Source organism: Luteolibacter luteus, from assembly GCF_012913485.1.
Taxonomy (GTDB): domain Bacteria; phylum Verrucomicrobiota; class Verrucomicrobiia; order Verrucomicrobiales; family Akkermansiaceae; genus Haloferula; species Haloferula lutea.
In genome coordinates, this window is the sequence record NZ_CP051774.1 from 4,926,310 (window position 1) to 4,946,192 (window position 19,883).

Consider the following 19,883-nt stretch of genomic DNA (forward strand, 5'->3'; position numbering starts at 1 on the left):
AATAGATGGCTTTCTTGCTCCAATTGGAAACGCCGGGCGACTTTCCAATTTGCTGATCTTCCGCCCTTAGTGCGCGGCCAGCCAATTGCTGCCCGTGCCGTGCTCCACGAGGATCGGCACGCCGCCGGGAAGCGGCAGGGCCGTTTCCATCGCGTGGAGGATCTTCGGAAGCAGCTCCTCGCTTTCCGCGGGGTCGAGGTCAAAGACGAGTTCGTCGTGCACCTGCAACAGCATCTTGCTGCGGTAGGGCTTCGCCCTGAGAAGCTCGTCGATCCGGATCATGGCCAGCTTGATCATGTCCGCGGAGGTGCCTTGGATCGGGGTGTTGATCGCCGCGCGTTCCGCATTGCCGCGGATCGTCTGGTTTCCGGAGGTGAGATCGGGGAAATACCTTCTGCGACCCGTGAGGGTCTCCACGTACCCGCTCATCCGGGCTTCCTGGATGGTGCGATCCATGAACTCCTTAATCGCCGGATACTGGGTGAAGTAGTTGTTGATGATTTCTCCGGCCTCACCGCGGGGAATGCCGAGGCGCTGGCTGAGCCCGAAGGCGGAGATGCCGTAGATGATCCCGAAGTTCACCATCTTCGCACCGCTGCGCTGCTCGCGGGTGACTTCGCTTTCGGAGATGCCCCAGACCTTGGCGGCGGTCGCGGTGTGAATGTCGCGATTCTCGCGGAAGGCCTCGGTCATCGAGGCGTCGCTTGCTAGGGCAGCCATCACGCGTAGTTCGATCTGCGAGTAATCGCAGGAGAGCAATGTGAAGCCTTCCCGAGGGACAAAAGCTTTCCGGATTTGCCGACCCATCGCGGTGCGAATGGGGATGTTCTGGAGATTCGGATCTGTGGATGCCAAGCGACCGGTCGCGGCGACAAGCTGGTGAAACTGGGTGTGGATGCGACCGGTCTCCTTCACGATATGTGCGGGCAGCGCATCGAGGTAGGTGCCCTTCAGCTTGGTCGCTTCGCGATACTCGAGGATCTCATCGATGATCGGATGCTTGCCTGCCAAGGTGGCGAGAGTGGCTTCGTCGGTCTTGAATTGGCCGGTCTTGGTCTTCTTCGCCTTGTCGGCCAGGCCAAGCTCCCCGAAGAGGATTTCGCCGAGTTGCTTCGGCGAGTTCAGGTTGAAGGGGCGTCCCGCGTGTTTCGCGATGGATACCGAGAGTTCATCGATGCGCTTCTGGAGTTCGCCGCCAATTTCAACCAGCGCTGCAGGATCAACCGCGATGCCTTCCATTTCCATGCGGACGAGCACCGGTAGGAGCGGGCACTCGATCTCGTTGAGCACCTTTTCGCGTCCGTCGATCAGGGGACGCAAGCGCTCGGCCAGCTGCCAGGTGACATCGGCATCCTCCGCAGCGTATTCGGCAAGTGTCTCAAGCGGGATGGCGGAAACGTCGAGTTCCTTGCTGTTCTTCTTCGTCTCCGCGAAGCTGAAGAGATCATCTGTCGGAGGTCCCGGCAGAGGAGGCTGAAGATGGGTGTTCGCGATGTCCGCGAGTTTGATCGGCGAGTAGCCGAGCATCGTCTCGCTAAGGTAATCCATCGTGTGCCGCTGGTCCGGATAGATCAGCGAGTGGGCGAGCATGGTGTCGAAGACCGGCTCCGCCACCATGACGCTGTGGTGATACAGGACGGAGACATCGTATTTCAGATTGTGGCCGATCTTTTCCGCCGGTCCGGTCAGGACCCCGCGCAGTGCGGGAAGCAGGTCTTCGGTATAGGGGAGATACCAGCCCTCGTGCGCAGCCCATGAAAAAGCGACGCCCAGTAGCTTCGCCTCGAAGCGGTCGAGCGAGGTCGTCTCAATATCGAAGCAGAAGCTCTTCTGTTGCTTCAGTGCGGCAAAGAGCTCCGCCTGTTTCTCCGCGGTATCCGCGAGGTGGTAGGTGTGAGGCACCTCACCGATCTTCTTGAAGGTCTCGAAGATCGTCTGGCTCGAAGGGCCTGCGATTTCGGCAGCAGCACTTTCCTCACTGGCGGCGGGTGCCGCAGCGGAAAATTCCCCGAAGAGCCGTTTGGTCAGAGAACGGAATTCGAACTCAGTGAAGAGGTCTTTCACCGCCTCCTCGTCGCGAGGAGAGAGGATCAGATCTTCCCATGTGACCTCGATCGGGGCATCGATGATGATGGTGGCAAGGTCCTTCGAGAGACGTGCGTTGTCAGCATGAGCCTCGAGATTTTCCTTCTGCTTGCCCTTCAGTTTCGAAGTATTTGCGAGCAGTTCCTCCACGGAACCAAAGTCCGCGATGAGCTTCTGGGCGGTCTTCGGGCCGATGCCGGGCACGCCGGGGATATTGTCCACCGTGTCGCCCATGAGGCCGAGCAGATCGATGATCTGGTGGGCTTCCTTTACACCCCAGATTTCCGGAAGCTGGGGCAGGCCGATGATTTCGTGCTCGGAGCCCTTCTTGCCCGGCTTCCACATGAAGGTGGTGGCGCTGAGAAGCTGCGCAAAATCCTTGTCCGGCGTCACCATATAGGTCTCGAAGCCCTCAGGCTCGGCCCTTTTCGCCAGCGTGCCGATCAGGTCGTCAGCCTCGAAGCCGTCGATCTCCAGGATGGGAATGTGGAAGGCCTTGCAAAGCCGCTTCACGTTCGGGATGGCTGCGGCGAGCTCCTCCGGCATCTCGTCGCGCTGCGCCTTGTAGGCGGGGAACTTCACATGGCGGGGGGTCGGCGCGGAGGTATCGAAAGCGACCCCGAGGTGGGTCGGCTTTTCTTTTTCCAAGATCGTCAGCAGCGTATTGGTGAATCCGTAGAGGGCGGAGGTGTTGATTCCCTTGGAGTTACGGATCGGGTTCTGGATGAAGGCAAAGTGGGCCCGGTAAACGAGGGCCATCCCATCCAGGAGGAAAAGTCGCGGCATGCGGGGACCCTAGGCATCACATCGATTTTTGGAACCGCCAATGAGCCGGTTTTGAAGAAGTTTTCCTGTCAGCGAACCCCCGTCATTGGTTGCAGGGCCAGATCAAGCGCTTCACGGAGGGACACGTCTGCCCGCTGGTATTGGGCCCGGCTGCCGTTGGAAACCCATTCGGCGGTCATCGTTTCTACGTTGACGATCCGGATGGAAACCGCTGCCTCCGAGTAAAGTTGGTTCTGAGCTTGCCTGGGCGGGCGTATCTCCCCGTATTCATTTGGAATGTGAAAACCGGAGGACGCATTTCTTCCGACAGATTGTCGATGCTTGCGATAATGATGCTATCCGCACTGGCTGCCCTGCCGATCCTTGATGCGCGTTCGTCAGAAAGGGGCTGACGACTAAATTCGATCTCACTCAATGCCAGTTCGACATCTCCGCGAGATGCAACCCGATAACCATAGCCGAGCGCTTTTGCTGAGACCCGCGAATTGGTTTGGGCAATTGAAGCCCGGCTTTTTTGCGAGTTCCCGTGGAATTGAGTGACTACCAAGACAGTAGTTCCAGGGCGGGGAAGCCGACCTTCGGCTGTCACATTGCTGCTGCCGCAACTTGAGAGTAGTGTGACAGACAAAATCGCGAATAAAATACGGATAATGGGCATGACAGCGAGGCTTATTTGTTGTTTGCGATGAAGTCCTTTACGACGTCGATGATCGCCAAATTGACGAGAGTGTTCATGGCGGGTTCCGGCGTGGGAGTGATTTCCTTTTCTCCTTCGACCTCGCATTCAGCTGTCCAAAGTTCGATCCCGGTCTCGAGATCAATCTTGGTGATCTGAATCCTTACGGTAGGAGACGATATTTTTCTGACCCTTTCTAGAGCGACCTTTGCATCAGCGGGGTTTTCTTCGATTGAATATTGAATCTCCAATCCCCACTTGGCCCCTAGGCGCTTGCCGAGCGATATTTTTGTCTTGAGGTCGCTGAGAGGCTCGCGTGATTCCTCAATGGCAAGCTGAATCTGCTCAGCGTTCGCAGAATTCTTAAGGGGAATTTTTGCTTTGTTCAAAAGGGTGCTTCGGACCCCCTGAGGGAGACGTTTCTCATATCGTTGAGAAACCGCCTTGTTCGTGGACGTATCCTTGCAGGTCAATACCGTGTAAGCCCCTGATCGGGTCACTGACGTATCGATGAATTCTAATCCGCCATATCCCTCGCCTGACTCTTCCGGCCGCGGAGGCGAAGCTGCTAGGCTAGAATGATCGACTTCTCGAGTTCTTTTTTGGAAAGTGCTTGAGGGTGATAGTATGTCCTTTATTTGCAACGTGTCGGCCAGGCATCCAATTGCAATGGCACACGCTCCTAAAGAGGCCCAGGTTTTAGGACTTCTGATGAAAGCCCAAAGGTGTTTGAAGATCATTCTAGTGTTCAAGGAGGGGAGAGAACGATTTTTCGAAGATGTGCCATTGTGTCTAAAAGAGGATATGGCGCAATGACGAAGGCCGTCAAATTGGGTGGAGGCTCTTGGTAGATGTCAAATTGTGTGGCAAGAAAATGACTGCGTCCGGGTGGCGAACCCGGTAGGATTATTTTCGATCTGCTTCCAAACCCCGGGATTTCTTCCACTTGGAAAAATCTGGCCAAAGGGCGGGTGGAATTCCTACGTATGGGCCAGCAAGATGAAGTATCTCTTCCCCATGTTGTGCGTCGTCGGAGCCGGAGCCGCGGGCTACGTCTTCGAGCCACAGATCACGCCAAACCTGATTTCCTACAATCAGACGAAGGTGCGCGTCATCGATGGAGGCGTGGCCGGGGAAAAGAAGGACCAATCCGCGCTAGGCAAGGCCAAGGAAACCGAACCAGTGGCCCCGAAGCCCGAGCCGGTTCCGGAGCCGGTGGTGAAGAACGACACCGAGCCAGCTCCGGCACCTACTCCGGATCCTGCGCCCGAGCCGACACCTGAGCCCGCTCCTGCGATCGCCGACAACGGCGGCGAGAAGATGGATGAAACGCCCAAGCCTGAGCCGACCCCAATCCCCGAAGCAGCCCCGACCGGTGCCGTCCTTGGTGAAGAGGAAATCGTGAAGGCGATGCAGGAGAGCATCAAGGCCGCCGAGGTGAAGGAGTTCACCTTTGACCAAGTGCTTGCCTGGAAGGCCGGCGAGGAGGAGGAAGTGGACGGCGTGAAATACCAGATCGGCAATGCCGCCTACAAAGCGGAGACGATCTTCGGCGTGAAGACAATCCAAGCCAAGGCGCTCATCAAGGATGGCAAGGTCACCAAGTGGATCTGGCCGAATAGCGGCATGGAGATCAAGTAAGGCTCCCTTCGCAGAACATACCTTTTCGAACGGCGGCCCTCATCGGCCGCCGTTTTGTTTGGGGATATTTGCAACCTCTCTCATCTCGTCAGTCCGAATGGGTCGTCATCTTCCGCTTGAGCGGGCACTTCGTCGGGTTTGGGGGATCCCGGTTCCGCGAATGGGTCGTCTTCGTCTCTTTCTTGGCCTGATCTCTTCGCCGTCGGTCAGCGCGAAGAGACGAGGACTAAGCCAGATATCGCCGCGTCAGATGCGCCAGGTGTGCATCTGGCGAAGGATCCTTCCCGGTCGCCGCCTTCACGATTTCCGAAGGGGTCATCACGGCACCCTTCGAGTGCACGTTGTCCCGCAACCAAGTCAGGAGCGGGCCGTATTCGCCGGTGGCCACGCCTTCCGCGATGTAGGAGTCCGCGGTGGCGGCGGCGAAAAGCTGGGCGGCATTCAGATTTCCCAGGGTGTAAGTGGGGAAGTAGCCGAGGCCCCCCATCGACCAATGAATGTCCTGCAAGCAGCCGCGTGCATTGTCCGGCGGTGTCATGCCGAAGAGCTCACGGAAGCTTTCGTTCCATGCCTCGGGAACATCCTTTACGGCGAGGTCTCCTGAGACTAGCTGCCGCTCCAAGCCGAAGCGCAGGAGAATGTGCAGGTCATAGGTCGCTTCGTCCGCTTCCACACGGATGAAGGAGAACTCAGCGCGGTGGACGGCTGCCATGAAGTCATCCAGCGAAATGTTTGCGAGCTGAGGGAAATGCTCGGCCGCTACCGGCAGCCACTTTTGCCAGAAAGGATAGGAGCGGCCAATGTGGTTTTCCCAGAGCCGCGATTGTGATTCATGGATGCCGAGCGAAGCAGCCTCCCCGGAGGGCAGTCCGAACTCGCTGCCGGGCAGACCCTGCTCGTAGAGCCCATGGCCGGCCTCATGCATCACGCCGAAGAGCGAGGAGGTGAAATCATTCTCATCGTAGCGGGTTGTCAGGCGGATGTCGCGCGGACCGAGCGTGGTGCAGAAGGGGTGGGCGGTGGTATCGATGCGGCCCGCCTTGAAATCGAAGCCGAGCGACTCGGCCACCTTGGCATTGAATGCCTGCTGTTGGACGATCGGGTAGGGACCACCGGGTAACTTCGCATCCCGCGCTGCCGAACGTTCCACGGCGGAGGCGGCGAGATCCCGGAGGCGAGGCTTCAGGGTATCGAAAAGCGACGCGATTCCCTCCGCCGTCGCACCGCGCTCATAGGTGTCTAGCAGGGCGTCGTAGGCCTCCGCTTGGTAGCCCCAGCGCTCGGCCTTCTCCCGCGCGATGGCGAGGAGGGTTTCCAGGTGGGGAGCGAAGGAGGGGAAGTCGGAATTCTTCCGGGCTTCAGCCCAAGCTACCTTGGCCAGGGAGGACGCCTGCGCCTCCCGGGCGACGAGCTCTCCCGGCAGCTTGGTGGCGCGGTCGAAATCCCGGCGCATCGCGGCTAGCAGGGCGGGGGAGAGTCCGCTGGCCTCCGCCTGTAGCAGGGCATCCCCCCAAGCGGAGGAGGTGCCCAGGTCGTGGGCTTTCTCCGAAAGCCAGGCGAGCTGGTCCGCCCGCCACTCGTGCCCGGCTTCGGGCAGGTAGGTTTCCTGATCCCAGCCGATCACGGAGGCGGCGCTGGAAACCATGGCGCGTTCGCGGGCCAGGGTGCGGAGGCGGTCGAGTGCGGTGCTCACGGCGTTAGAGTGGATGCGACTGTGCAAACGCGCAACCGGATCGTGTCTCCGAACTATCTCAATTTCTTTGGCAGTTTTTCCCCGGTGATTTCGCACCCTAAGACATGAAAGCAATTCTGCTTGTCGCCCTCCTCCTCTCCTCCCTCGGAAAACTGTCGGCGCGCGAACCCTGGGTCACCCTTACTGGTTTGACGGAATCCCAGGTCAACTCGCGCGTCGGCACCTTTTCAAATGGTCAGCTTGGCCTCGTCCCGGAGCAGATCAGCGGTTACGTGGAAAACGATGTGATCCGCTTTGCTGCGCAATGGGGCCCGCGGAAGGACTCCTACACCCGGCGCGTGGTGTTGGATCAAACCGAGGTCCAATTCGCGAATACCAACGAGTCTCTTCAATCGATCGGCTGGCGGATCGTCTGGGTCAATGGCTTTGCGGTAGACGGCGTCCCGCACTTCAACGCGATCTACCGGAAAACCGATGGTGCCGCCCAGGTCCTCCGGCTCGGGGATTCGCTGAGCCAGCACCAGAGCGCGGACAATTCGATGGGGAACACGCACTTTCTGGAGAACCTTTGTGTCTATCGGGAAGGTACGCTGGTGAAGTATGCAGCGGTCTGGAATCAGGCGGCATTCGGGCTTGCGACGAAAGTTTCTTACGGACTGACGGGCGAGGAGTTGAATGCGGACGTTGCGGCGAACCAAGGGGCGTGGCGGCTCCACAATGTCTGTGGGTATACCAATGCATTCGCGATCGGAGGCGAGAGCCCGCTGCGCTATACCACAGTGTGGAAGAAACCGGATCTGAGTACCTCGTGGGGGATCATTCCGGCGATGACGAAGGAGAATTTCTTCGCGACTGATTCGAATCAGACCGGTGTGGGATGGCGAACCTCTTTCCTCCAGGCATGGAATCAGGGGGATCAGGTTCTCTTCAATGCGATGTGGCTCCCCAATGGCGGCCTGAAGCAGGCGTATATCAACCGCATCGACAATCTGGTGAGAGATGCGATGGAGGATGAAGAAATCCCAGGCTTCACCCTTGCTTTCTCGCGCCGCGGAAAGCTGATCTTCAAGCGGGCGTATGGCTATGCGGATACCGCCAGCAATGAATGGGCGGGCACGGATCATCGCTTCCGCATCGCTAGTGTTTCGAAGCCCATCACCGGTGTCTCGGTGGTGCACGCCTTGGCGAGCCAATCGACGTGGAACTTGAACAGCAAGGTTTTCGGCAGCGGTGCCCTCTTCGGTTCGGACTACGGCACTTCGCCCTACAGCACCTTCGAGCAGGACATCTCGGTGAGGAATCTCCTGCAGCATACTGCCGGATGGACCACCGATGGAAAGCTGTGGTACTTCAACGAACCTTCATGGGGATCGGAGCATAAGCCTTTCATCGACTATCAACTTCAGAACCTGAGCGTCTCAAATGACCCGGGAACGGTCGGCCGCTACTCGAATCTCGGGTATACCATCGCGGCCCGGGTGGTGGAGAAGATCAGCGGTCAGAGCTACGAGGCTTACACGCGGAACCAGGTCTTTGCTCCGTGCGGTATTTCGAATGTGCTTGGCCCCGTGGTGGGGGAGCGCACCCGGGCGCAGAAGAAATTCATGGAGGTGTCCTACTATCCGAACACCAATGAACCGGCGGATCCCGAAGTGGTGGATCCCCGCCGCATGGATGGCAGCACGGCGTGGATCGCGCGGCCTGCGGATCTCCTGTTGCTAGCCAGACGTGTCGATGGCGATGACGACTATGAGGACATCCTGGCCTCTGATCGCATCACCGCGCTTCACACCCGTGGTGCACCGAATTCCTCCTCTGGATACAACTGGCAAACCTATGGGCTCGGTTGGCTTTGCGATGATTATGCGAATCCGACAGTCTGGGGGCACAACGGGAGCATGGCGGGCACCCGGGCGGAGTGGTGGTACCGGACCAACGGCCTCGCCTACGCGTGGGCTGCAAATGCCCAAGGCGAGATCTCGAATGCAGCATTGGAAACGATCCTCAATGACATCACCGCCAACAGCGACTGGCCGGACATCGACCTCTTCGGGACCTATCATCCGGCCTACAATGCTTGGCTTGCCGAGCACTTTAGCGCGGTGGAGCGAACGGAAGGACTCGATGCAGTCTTGCTGAGCCCGGATGCCGATCCGGATGGGGACAGCCTGCCGAATGCGGCGGAGTATTATCTCGGGCGTGATCCACGCGATCCAGACCGCTCTCCCTTTTCCGTTACGGTCGTGGGCGACAACCTGCGCGTCCGGTGGAGTCATAAGATCGGCGTGGAAGGGGTGGATGCCCGCATCCAGTGGAGCCAGACCATGAATAGCTGGAGCACGCCGCTTACTTTCCAGATCGTGAATCGCCCGGATTTGATCAGCCAAGTGGGCTACCGGGTCCAAGAGATGCTGGTGCCTATGACTGCTGCGCGGCGTTTTGCACGGTTGGATTTCACGGTCCGCTAGATGCCGTCTCCTGATCTTGATGCAGCCGCCAGAGCAAGATAGGGGAGGGGAATGGATGCTTCGGCGGCGGAGTTGACCCGCCTCTTTCAGGAGATGGACTCCGGTTCGCAGGATGCTCGCGAAGCGATGCTGGCCGCGGTCTACGGCCAGTTGCGGCTTATCGCTGCGGCGCGCCTTTCCCACGAGTCACCGGGGCGGACGCTTCAGGCCACGGAGCTGGTCCACGAAGCATGGCTCCGCCTCGGCGGCCCGGAGGGCGGGGGCATCGGTTGGAGGAATCGCCGCCATTTCTTTGCTGCCGCCGCGACTGCCATGCGCAGGATTCTCATCGAGCACGCCCGCCAGCGCGCGACGCTGAAGCGCGGGTCAGGTCATGAAGCGCTGAGCATCGAGAGCATCCTCGATCTCTCCGAAGCGCCCGCTAGCGAGCGGATCCTCGCGCTTGATGCCGCCTTGAAGTCGCTGGAGCGGGAGGCTCCTGAAGCGCATCAGGTAGTGATGCTCCGATTCTTCACCGGCTTGTCGGTTGCCGAATGTGCCGAGGCTTTGGATTCCTCCGAACGAACAGTGATGCGTCACTGGACTTTCGCCAAGGCATGGCTCGCGAACGATCTGGAGAACGAATGAATCCCTCGCCCCTCCAGCGATTGTTCGATGAAGCCAGCGAACTTCCGCCGGAGGAGCAAGATGCCTATCTCGAAGGTGCCACGGGAGATGTAGGTCTGCGGCAGCGGGTGAGTGCGCTTCTTCAAAGCGCCCGCCGCTCGCCTTCCTTTCTCGGTAGCCCGACCTTGGATGCTTCGGGAAATGCGGTGGCAGATCCGGTGCAGGCTGGTGTTGGACCCGGATCGAAGATTGGACCTTATGAGCTGATCCGGAAGCTTGGGTCGGGTGGAGGCGGAGTCGTTTTTCTCGCTCGTCAGGAGCAGCCGCTCCAACGGGTGGTCTCGCTCAAGATCGCGCGCGCCTCACTTGATGAGGAGGAACCACGCTGGCGTTTCGAAGTGGAGCGTCAGGCCATTTCTCGAATGGAGCACTCGGGAATCGCACGTGTATTGGATGCGGGATTGACTTCGGAGGATCGTCCTTGGATCGCCATGGAGTATATCCCGGGTGAAGCGATCACCACGTGGTGCGATTCGCATCAACTGAATCTCACGGAGAGGGCGGCGTTGATGGCGGATGTCTGTGACGCTGTACATCACGCTCATCAGAAAGGCGTGCTTCATCGCGACTTGAAGCCTTCGAATGTTCTCGTGACCAAGGATCACGATGGCACCCCGCGAGCTTGCCTCATCGATTTTGGTATCGCCCGGCTCAATGACGTCAACGCGGATGCCCGCCAGACCCTCCCTGGTCGCTTGCCCGGAACGCCTGCCTACATGAGCCCGGAGCAGATCCAGGGAGAGCACGATGCCGTCGATGCAAGAACGGACATTTTCTCGCTGGGTGTGATCCTTTATGAGCTGCTCGCCGGCGAGTCTCCTTTTCGTGATCCCTCCGGAGCTTCCCGTGAAGTGACAGCTCCGGATCGCAAGACACGGCTCGCTTCGGAAGAGGCTGTGGTCGTGCGATCGCGCGATCGCGCCCAAACGCCTCATGGGTGGAAGCGGGCGATGCGTGGGGATCTTTCGTTGATCGCCTTGAAGTGCCTGCGGATCGATCCCGATGAGAGATACGCGAGTGCTGATGCCTTGGCGGTCGATCTCCGTGCCTTTGTCGCGCATCAGCCGGTCTCGGCCCGTCGTCCTACTCTGGCATATCTCGCCTCGCGCATGGTCCGTCGTCATCCGCTTGCGACGATGTCAGCGATACTGGGGGTTTTGGTTTTGGTCGGTTCCGCGCTCGCGATCCTGGATGCCCGGCGCCACGCAATCGCACAGCGCGAGCTGGCCTTGGCGGAACGCGAGAGGGCGGAGGATCTCTTCTCCGGTTTTGCTCGCCTGATCGTCGCAGGAAATCCGGAGTATGGGAGGTCTCAGGATTACCTGCTAAAGCAGGCCGTTCTGGATTTCGCCGAGAGGCTTCCCAAGGAGCTCACCCGGGATCCCCGCACCGAGGCAAAGGCCCGCCATACTTTGGCGCATGCTCTTCAGGGGATGGGGGAGACGGTGAAAGCCCAGGAGCAATTCAAGGTGACGCTCGCCTTGCTCGATGAGCTGCCGGAAGAAAAGTCGTCCGATCTCTTGCCCGATGTGCTTTTCGGAAATGCGATATCGGTGGCTGAGACGCAGCCGGATACCGCGTGGGGACAGTTGTTGCGAGCGGAGGGGTTGCTCAAATCATCGTCCCAAGCATACGCACCGAAAATGAGAGCTCGGGTGCTTTGCCAGTTGTCGGTGATGGCACACGACCGGGGCGATCTCCCGAAGGCGGAAGCCTTCGCCAAGCAGGCGCTGGAAGTCGCGGAAGAACCGCGATCCGGTGACCCGGAGTTGGTCGCGAAGTGCCTGTGGACGCTCTCCCGAGTGGAGCGTTCGCTCGAGCGCAAGGATGAAGTGCGCAGGCTTCAAGTCCGGCGGCTGGAGGTGCTTGTTTCGGTGATTGGCGAGCAGTCGCCGCAGGTTTGGGACACCAAGGCAGAGCTGGCCTTGCTGGATCTTTCAGGGCCGGATTCCACGGAAGCTACCGCCACGCTCCATGAAATGGCGAGGCTTACCGAGGCTCACTTCGGTGCCGTCCATTCGCAGACCTTGGCCCGCTGGATCGACTATGCGCGGGCACTGGCGAGAACCGGCCGCAAATACGAGGCAAAGCCGGTGTATGCGGACATTCTGAAGCGTGCCTCTGATCCCTCCTTTTCCGAGCCGAACACGCTTGAGCGTTGGAAGGCCGAGTGCCGGGAGTTGGAAGAGTGATCGTTTGGCGCTTACGCCGGCTGCTGCTGGGAGATGCAGTGCAGCGTGCCGCCTTCTTCCACGAGATCGAGGCAATCGATACCAACCACCTCGCGATCGCCGAAGAGTTCGCGGAGCATGCCGAGGGCCCGGTCGTCGTTCTTGTGCTGGCGGAACGTCGGCACCAACACGCCGCCATTCACGATGAGGAAATTCACATAAGAGGCGGGGAGGACGGGCAATCGCCATCCGGGGACTTCGCAAGCTTCCGGCATATGGATCGGAATGATCTCGAAGGGCTTGCCTTCGTGACCAAGGAAGGACTTCAGGGTGCCATAGTTGTTATCCAGCACACCATAATTCGGCGAGCTGTGGTCTTTCTCCACGCAGGCTACGATCGTGCCGCAATCGATGAAGCGTGCGAGGTCATCGATGTGGCCGTCGGTATCGTCACCTTCGATGCCCTGCTTCAGCCAGAGGATATCGCGGACATCGAGGGTATCGCGAAGCTTCTGCTCGATCTGCTCGCGGGAGAGATGAGGGTTACGGTTCTTATTAAGAAGCACGGCCTCGGTGGTGAGCAATTGTTGGGCGCCATTCACTTCAATCGCGCCGCCTTCGAGAATCATCCCGCCTTCGAAGCGTTTCATCCCGAGGCTCTGCGCCACTTGGCGAGGGATCGAGTCATCCAGATCGTAAGGAGGAAACTTGCCGCCCCAGGCATTGAATCCCCAGTCCGTGACAGCGACTTCACCGGTCTCCCGGTTCTTCACGAAGATGGGGCCATGGTCGCGGCACCACACATCGTTGTGAGGATGATCGAAGAGCTCCACTCGTTCCGGCACGGCCTTGGCTTTGTTGCAGAGCTCGCGGATCGCGGCGTGATCAGATCCCGGTGCGTTGATGCGAACCTTTTCGAAGCGGGTGACGGCCGCTGCAATCTCGGCGAATTTTCCGCGCATGAAATCATGCTTGGTGCCGCCCCAGTGGCGCTCGTCATTGACCGGCCAGGAAAGCCAAACGGCTTCCTGGTGCGACCATTCGGCAGGCATCGCGTAGCGGAGTTCGGCGGGAGTCATGCGGGCGGGAGCAAAGCAGTATCACGCTTGGCGCGAAAGCGGGAATGTGGATCTTCGCCTGATGACCAGGGCGGAACGGCAGGAATTGGCTTGGGTAGTCCTTGAGGGATTGTCCGTCGGCGATGCCTTCGGTGAGATGGCCTCCTACCGGAGTGAGAATGTCCGCAAGAGCGTGGAACTGGGAGTCCCTGCCGGGCCGTGGTGGTGGACGGATGACACCGCGATGGCCTTGGGGATCATGGAGTGCCTTGTCGCATTAGGGAAGATCGATGAGGATTCGTTGGCGCAAATCTTTGCCAGAAATTTTAATCGGGATCCGGATCGCGGCTATGGCCGGATGGCCCGCATGGTCCTCCGCTCGATCGTGGCGGGAGAGGATTGGCGGAAGGTCTCGAGCACTGCTTTTGGCAGCGGCTCCATGGGAAATGGGGCGGCCATGCGAGTCGGCCCTGTTGGCGCTTGGTTCGCGGATGATCTGGATCGGGTTGTCGAGGAGGCGACGCTCTCCGCGCGGGTTACTCATTGGCATCCGGAGGGAATCGCGGGCGCGGTAGCGGTAGGTGTGGGAGTCGCGAATGCTTGGCGGAGCCGCGCGCTTCCAGTTGCCGAAGCCCGGAGAATGATTGCCGACGAGGTTTTGAAGCGTTGCCCCTCTGGCGCGACCCGCACGATGATCGAGTCCGCCTGCAAGTTTGATTCCGGCGCTAGCCCGATGGAAGCAGGGAGAGCCTTGGGCAACGGAGCTTTAGTCACTTCTCCTGATACCGTCCCGTTTGTCTTTTGGTCCGCCCTGAGATCCTTGGATGATTATCAGGAAGCGATCCTCGGCACCATCGAGGCAGGAGGCGATTGTGACACCAATGCCGCTATGGTCGGCTCGATTGTGGCCGCCCGATTGGGAATTTCCTGCATTCCCACTGAGTGGCGCAGTGCCCGGGAATCCCTTCCGAGAGAAGGGTGATTGTGGAAAAATTGTCGTGAAATTGACGAATTCATGACGTATTCGGCATTTATGAAGCGACGTGGATTCATGGGAACCCTCACGGGTGGGACAATGGCAGGAGCAGCGGGCCTATCTACCGCGCAGGATCAAACCGCCGAGGGTAGCCCGCTGGTGAAGACCCCGGCGGTGATCATGGCACCCCGCGCCGATGGCGTGGAGGTGGTGTGGGCCGTGTCCAAGCTGGCCCGTGGTCACGTGGAGTGGAAGGCTGCGGACGGTAGCCGCGGGATCGTCGGCGCGGATCGTTTCGGCTTCGTGCCGCAGGGTGACGAGATTCTGCGGGTGAAGGTATCCGGGCTGAAACCCGGCGGCAGCTATGAGCTGCGGACGATCACCGATGCCGCCGATGGCAAGGACCGCCACGAAAGCCCTTGGAAGAAATTCCGAACTCTCGATCCTTCCGCCAAGGAGACGAAATTCGTGGTCTGGAACGATACCCACCAGAACGAGGCCACGATCAAGCAACTCCATGCCTCCACGCCGAAGGGGGGAGACTTCCTGCTCTGGAATGGCGATACCTGCAATGACTGGCACCAGGAAGACTGGCTCGTTCCGACGCTTCTGAATCCTGCCGGACAAGACATCACCGACGAGCGGCCGATGCTGCTTGTCTGGGGCAATCACGACGTGCGTGGCAAGTGGGCCTACAAGGTTCCCGAAATGATCGCCACGCCGGAGGGCCGTCCTTTCTATGCCTTTCGCAGCGGGCCGATGGCGGTGATCTGTCTGCACACCGGTGAGGACAAGCCGGACGATCACCCGAGCTTCGGCGGGCGCGTGGCTTTTGAGAAGCTCCGCAAGGAGCAAGGCGAGTGGCTGAAAGAAGTCACCGCGCGACCTGAATTCCGCGATGCGCCCTATCGTGTCGTTTTCTGCCACATCCCACTGCGCTGGACCGAGGAGGTCCCGAATGCCGGCTACGAAAACGGAGGTTATGATGCCTTCAGCCGCTTCAGCCGCGAGGCGTGGCATGAAGTCTTGGTGGCGTGGAAGACACAGGTGGTGATCTCCGGACACACCCACCAGAATGCTTGGATCCCCGGCACCGCGGAGTTTCCCTATGCCCAGCTGGTCGGCGGCGGTCCGCAGCCGGAACGCGCGACATGGATCGAAGGCAAGGCCGACGCCAATGCCCTGGTCTTCGCGATGAAGAATCTTAAGGGCGAAGTCGTCCGCAGTGCCGAGTTCAAGCCTTTGGCATGATCCGGAGCATCAAGGTCTCTCGCTGACCGCGGCAGCCACCGGGGCGGGTTTTGGGGAAAGCCCGTCCCTGACGATGAAAAACACCGCGCCCAGCATGCAGAGAGCGGCGAAGAAGTAATTCCAACTCAGCTTTTCCTTCAGGTAGAAAATCGCGAAGGGGGCGAAGACCGCGAGCGTGATGACTTCCTGGGTGATCTTCAATTGCGCCGCACTCAGCCCCCCCGTGTAGCCGATCCGGTTCGCGGGAACTTGCAGCAGGTATTCGAAAAGGGCGATTCCCCAGGATACCAGTGCCGCGATAATCCACGGCTTTTCCCTCAGGTCCTTCAGGTGGGCGTACCACGCGAAGGTCATGAAGATATTCGAAAGCGTCAGGAGCGCGATGGTCTTCAGCAAGGTCACCCGCTCCCGATACGTCGACAGGCCCTCCGCTTCAAGGGGACATCAGCGCCCGGTAGTACATTTTCGAGGAAGGAACGTCAGCGCTCGTATCCAAGGTCTGAACCACCGGGGTATACAGGGAAGTGGTCAGCATCTTCGTATTCCAGTTCGTGAGATTGGATGAAGATTGAACTGCAAAAGGCGCGAAACGCAGGGGCGTGAGCGTGATCCTGCGGTTGGCATGATCATAGGAGAACCATGACGGTGGGCTGGCCGCGGACTTCGGGTTGGTGTTGAAAAAGAATTCAAGGCGGTTGCTCAGTCCGTCTCCGTCGGGATCTGAGTCGGGATCGCGGTCGGATCCTACTGCGCCGGGCTCGATCGTGCCGAAGTTGTCAGACATCCAGATGTTTGGGAGTCCATCGGACGGACGGCTATCGGAAGCGATCTGAATGACGGTGCAGCGCGCGGCCCGGCTGAGGTTCACACCATCGCTGAACTGGACATAGGCAGTGCCGTAGGAGGTCCCATCCGCGATCTGCTGATCGGTGAGCCGATTGCCGCTCGAGAAACCCTGCGCGGCGTAGATGAGGATGTTCCCGTCGAGAGTGAAAGGCGACGGATCCGCGAAGGATGTCACCGAAGCTGTCAGGGCACTGCCTTGAAGATCGATCGCACGCACTTCTATCCGGTTTACGCCGAGAACCGGGGGAAGGTCTCCACTCCCGGAATCGGACACAGCCACGAAAGGCCGGTCGACGGTGTAGGGAGGCGTATTGGCCATCGGGTAGCCGAATGCGATGCGGTCCTGATCGTAAATATTGAGACTGGCCCCCGCGCCATCACCCGTTACGGAGTGGTACATGGTGGCAGCCTTTAGAATGGGATTGGGCTCGCTGGAGTTGTTGCTGGAATGAGCGAGGCCAAGCGCATGACCAAGCTCGTGGGTCATTACGGACTTGAACTTCGTCTCGTTATCCATGGCGCTGTCCTCCAGAACCAGAAACATTCGGGTGATCTCTTGGAAGCCTTGGCTTCCCACCCTGCCTCCTTGGAAGATGGCGTCGGGACTTGTAGATGAAAATCCACCGCGACCGATGGCGGGTGCGCTGACGTAGCCGAAGGCATCGTGAAGCTGGATACGCAGGCGCCCATCGTTGCTATTCACCGCTGCTGCAGACGTGCCGAAGCTTTGCAGTCCTTCGAACCGGAACTTTAGCGAAGATGCCGCTGACCAAACATCGAGGCATTCCTTGACCGCCGCGAGCGCTGCTGTGGTGTCCATCCCGGGAGGCAGCTTCGCAGGGTCGACATCCACAAGATAGGGAATCGGCTGACCTCCGTCGCATAGTGGCATCCGCGAAGGTTGGCCGGATTGTTCGAGGTAACCGGTGGGAGTCACCACCGATCCGGGGACATCCATTGTTTGGAGCAGGGCTGTCGGGACAGCCGGGAGATCTCCTTTCGCGCCCGCCCTGAAGTAGGCGCGGATCTCACTTTTCAGAGCCGGGGTCCCGGCGACTTCGGTGACATGGAAAGGCGAGGGTCTCCATCGGGTCGCCGACTCGCGGTTCAGATGAAGGATGTAGTCGCCACCCACCTTCAGATCCATCTGTTCGGAGGAGATCTCTACGGTCACGCCATTGTCTCCCCCGGGTGAGTCGAAGCCGAGGTCTGACGGTGGACTCCCCTTTGACGCCCGGGTCAGGGATGCGGTGTAGCGAGTGAAGATGTTTCCATTTTCATCCGTGACCACTCGACGGCTGAGGATGTGATACTCGGCCACCGCGTCCGCCTCTTGGAAGATCTCGGACGGTTCTTGGTGGAGGCAGCATCCAGCGTGAAGGGTCGGCGCGGATACAAGGAGGAGACTACCGATCGCAATTGCGGGGAGTTTCATGGGGAGGCGCAGGGTATAGGGACAGCACCTCAGTCCAGACACATTTTGACAGTCTGGAGAATGAAAAACTCACTCTTTGCAAATATTGCAGGGTTCCCAACTAATATCCGGGCACTCCAATCCGGATTTTTCGTGAAAACTGCGGATCATCTTGAGCCTGAAGGGCTCGTTCATCGACGTGGCCTTTCTCCTTGAGTTCGCTCAAGGGGAGATCTTTCACCGCGAAGAGACCGTGTTCGGCAAACATCTCGTCGAGCTTGCCATTCAGCAGCAGCCGCCAGTCCGGGATCGATTTCTTCTGCACGTGAAGCTGAGATCGGATGGCTGTGGTGCAGTTCGCGGTAAGCACGTTGTAAAAGCGCGGCTTCTTGGCCAAGTTCTGGATCTGCGTCACATACTCCAGAAAACGGGCACGTGCCTGTTCCGGCGGGGCTGACAAGCGGAAGAGATAGGCGTCCTCATCCTTCCTGATATTAGTACGGACCCTCACGAAGTCCCGCTCGTCGCCTACGAGGTAGCAGAGTTCATAGAGCTTGTACAAGCCACCGAGGGTGGTGTAGACTTCGCCCTTCTCCCGGCGGGTTTCAATGGAGAAAGCGATGTGGCCTTCGTCGCCGAAATCAAAGCTGAAGATCGGGTGAGCGATCAGCGGGGAGCCCCAGTAGTTGAGAAAGAAATCGATCCCACGGAGCTTCGAAAGATGCACGGTGCGCGTTTCCCAGCGTTCGGTAACGGAGCCGTCCAGAGCGTAGTCGAAGTTCCGGTAGTTCGTGAAGGTCACCGCATCGCCATCGATCGTGGCACCCGCGGTGCGGGCATATTCGGGCGACCAGTTGCGATCGTTGGAAGGCTGCTTGAAGGACCATGGGACGATCACCAATGCCAAGCCTGCGGCGAGCGTCAGCCAGCGGCCTCGACCCGACCTCGCCCGGAAAAGAAGGCACCCCAGCAGGGCCAGCCACAGGACGCCAATCACTAGGTTTCCCGTGCCAGGGAAGGGTCCGTCGAAATAGACCGCGCCGAAGCACCATGCGATGGGGAACAAGAGGAGAAGCCGCAGCAGATTCCTGCCGATGAAGCGAACCACTTTGGCTCCTTGCGGACGTGGCGTTATGGTGCTGGCGCGATCGCCGGAGGATGGGGAGGGCGTTTCCATTGCATCAGGACATTGGCTGCCAAGATAAGCGAGCCTCCCGTTATCAGTGAAATCGTCAAGGATTCGTTAGGGTAAGCTTGCCCGACCAAGCGCCCCAACATCACCGGCAGGAACATCACGAAGCAGGCGGTGAAGACGGGCTCGATGGTGTAGATGAGTCCGGCCTCGGTGGCGGAGACACGCGGCTGCCATGAATTCATCAGTCCGTAGGCTCCCACCGAGCAGAGCAGGGAAAGTGAAAGGATCAGCAGGAATGCCGGCCATGAGGCGCCTGCCCGGACTAGCGCGCTTGGCTCCGGAGCCATGGCCCAGCTCAGAGGGAGGAATATGAGCGCAATAAAGGCACACATCGCAAAGGTGACGACGAGTCCCCGGTTGTTCTCATACTTCGAGTTCTCCAAGGTCAGGATCTGAAAGGTGAAGATGAATGCCGCGATCAAGGTGGCCAGTTCTCCCGGGCCGATCTTCAGTGAGGTCGGAGTCACCCCGGAGAGAATCGCACCACCCACAATGACCAATAGCGTGGCCATCAGAGTGCGGGCTCCAGGAGCCCGCCGACGCCTCATGCATTCGACCAGCGGGAGGATCACGCAGTAGGCTTGGGTGAGGAAGGCCGAAGTCGACGCCTCGGTTTTCCCCAATCCCCACGCCTGCAGGGCCATGCCCAGGCCTCCCCATAAGGCGAGCCATGCGGCCTGGGCCAGCTCCCCGCGCGTCGGACGCATGCGCACCATGAACGGAGCCATGATTGCGGCTGCGAGCCCGAAACGGGCCATCTGCAGCCACGCTGCGAGGAAAGGCTTGGAGAAATCGCCCACGCGGGCGGACTGCTCCAGGTCCAGTGCCTTGATGACCGGGAAGCTTACTCCCCAGAGAGCGCAGGCAAGGATGAGAAGCAGGACCGGCATGGCGAAGCGAACCCAGCCTTTACCAGTTCTCGCTGCGGGAAAAGCCCGGAGCTTCGGGATATCTCCG

The 19,883-nt window shown here is 59.5% G+C and carries 14 protein-coding genes; 6 read left to right on the forward strand and 8 right to left on the reverse strand.

Annotation, left to right across the window (positions count from 1 at the left end):
* Positions 1 to 66: 66 nt before the first annotated feature.
* Together polA and HHL09_RS20325 are read right to left on the reverse strand one after the other, a co-directional pair.
* The gene (gene polA, locus HHL09_RS20320; protein ID WP_169456462.1) at positions 67 to 2,871 is read right to left on the reverse strand and encodes a DNA polymerase I; all 2,805 of its coding nucleotides are present in this window, start codon (positions 2,869 to 2,871) and stop codon (positions 67 to 69) included.
* Between the two features lie 669 nt (positions 2,872 to 3,540).
* Complete coding sequence (locus HHL09_RS20325; RefSeq protein WP_169456463.1) at positions 3,541 to 4,287, reverse strand: hypothetical protein; 747 nt, start codon at positions 4,285 to 4,287, stop codon at positions 3,541 to 3,543.
* A 277-nt stretch (positions 4,288 to 4,564) separates the two neighbouring features.
* On the opposite strand from HHL09_RS20325, the gene HHL09_RS20330 reads away from it, so the two are divergent.
* On the forward strand, positions 4,565 to 5,188 hold the full coding sequence (locus tag HHL09_RS20330) for a hypothetical protein (protein ID WP_169452450.1): 624 nt from the start codon (positions 4,565 to 4,567) through the stop codon (positions 5,186 to 5,188).
* Between the two features lie 226 nt (positions 5,189 to 5,414).
* Here the strand turns inward: HHL09_RS20330 and HHL09_RS20335 are convergent, their stop codons facing one another.
* Positions 5,415 to 6,881 (reverse strand): carboxypeptidase M32, encoded by a 1,467-nt coding sequence (locus tag HHL09_RS20335; protein ID WP_240963671.1) that lies wholly within the window; start codon positions 6,879 to 6,881, stop codon positions 5,415 to 5,417.
* A 104-nt stretch (positions 6,882 to 6,985) separates the two neighbouring features.
* Here HHL09_RS20335 and HHL09_RS20340 point away from each other — a divergent pair, with 104 nt between their 5' ends.
* From HHL09_RS20340 to HHL09_RS20350, 3 genes are read left to right on the forward strand one after another with little or no spacing between them, the layout of a single operon-like run.
* Complete coding sequence (locus HHL09_RS20340; protein WP_169456464.1) at positions 6,986 to 9,349, forward strand: serine hydrolase; 2,364 nt, start codon at positions 6,986 to 6,988, stop codon at positions 9,347 to 9,349.
* A gap of 51 nt (positions 9,350 to 9,400) precedes the next feature.
* A complete protein-coding gene (locus HHL09_RS20345; protein ID WP_169456466.1) occupies positions 9,401 to 9,976 on the forward strand; it encodes an ECF-type sigma factor in 576 nt (191 codons plus the stop codon).
* Positions 9,973 to 12,207 (forward strand): serine/threonine-protein kinase, encoded by a 2,235-nt coding sequence (locus tag HHL09_RS20350; RefSeq protein WP_169456467.1) that lies wholly within the window; start codon positions 9,973 to 9,975, stop codon positions 12,205 to 12,207. Before HHL09_RS20345 ends, HHL09_RS20350 begins: the two co-directional genes overlap by 4 nt.
* A gap of 11 nt (positions 12,208 to 12,218) precedes the next feature.
* Here HHL09_RS20350 and HHL09_RS20355 read toward each other — a convergent pair whose 3' ends face one another.
* Positions 12,219 to 13,265, reverse strand: a complete 1,047-nt coding sequence (locus tag HHL09_RS20355; protein WP_205760891.1) for an agmatine deiminase family protein — start codon at positions 13,263 to 13,265, stop codon at positions 12,219 to 12,221.
* Between HHL09_RS20355 and HHL09_RS20360 the strand changes: the two genes are divergently transcribed.
* Together HHL09_RS20360 and HHL09_RS20365 are read left to right on the forward strand one after the other, a co-directional pair.
* A complete protein-coding gene (locus tag HHL09_RS20360) occupies positions 13,264 to 14,226 on the forward strand; it encodes an ADP-ribosylglycohydrolase family protein (protein ID WP_169456469.1) in 963 nt (320 codons plus the stop codon). The genes HHL09_RS20355 and HHL09_RS20360 overlap by 2 nt on opposite strands.
* Positions 14,227 to 14,277: 51 nt before the next feature.
* Positions 14,278 to 15,471, forward strand: coding sequence for a metallophosphoesterase family protein (locus HHL09_RS20365; protein ID WP_169456471.1), 1,194 nt, complete (start codon positions 14,278 to 14,280; stop codon positions 15,469 to 15,471).
* 9 nt (positions 15,472 to 15,480) lie between these two features.
* Here the strand turns inward: HHL09_RS20365 and HHL09_RS20370 are convergent, their stop codons facing one another.
* The 4 genes from HHL09_RS20370 to HHL09_RS20385 all read right to left on the reverse strand — a co-directional run bounded on the left by HHL09_RS20370 (position 15,481) and on the right by HHL09_RS20385 (position 19,816).
* Entirely contained in the window at positions 15,481 to 15,873 is a 393-nt protein-coding gene (locus tag HHL09_RS20370; RefSeq protein ID WP_205760892.1) for a DMT family protein, read from the reverse strand.
* Between the two features lie 31 nt (positions 15,874 to 15,904).
* Positions 15,905 to 17,752, reverse strand: a complete 1,848-nt coding sequence (locus HHL09_RS20375) for a matrixin family metalloprotease (RefSeq protein ID WP_169456472.1) — start codon at positions 17,750 to 17,752, stop codon at positions 15,905 to 15,907.
* Between the two features lie 100 nt (positions 17,753 to 17,852).
* Positions 17,853 to 18,908: an Lnb N-terminal periplasmic domain-containing protein gene (locus HHL09_RS20380; protein ID WP_169456474.1), complete on the reverse strand. Its 1,056-nt coding sequence runs from the start codon at positions 18,906 to 18,908 to the stop codon at positions 17,853 to 17,855.
* Complete coding sequence (locus HHL09_RS20385) at positions 18,863 to 19,816, reverse strand: DMT family transporter (RefSeq protein ID WP_169456476.1); 954 nt, start codon at positions 19,814 to 19,816, stop codon at positions 18,863 to 18,865. The genes HHL09_RS20380 and HHL09_RS20385 overlap by 46 nt, the downstream gene beginning before the upstream one ends.
* Positions 19,817 to 19,883 lie beyond the last annotated feature (67 nt).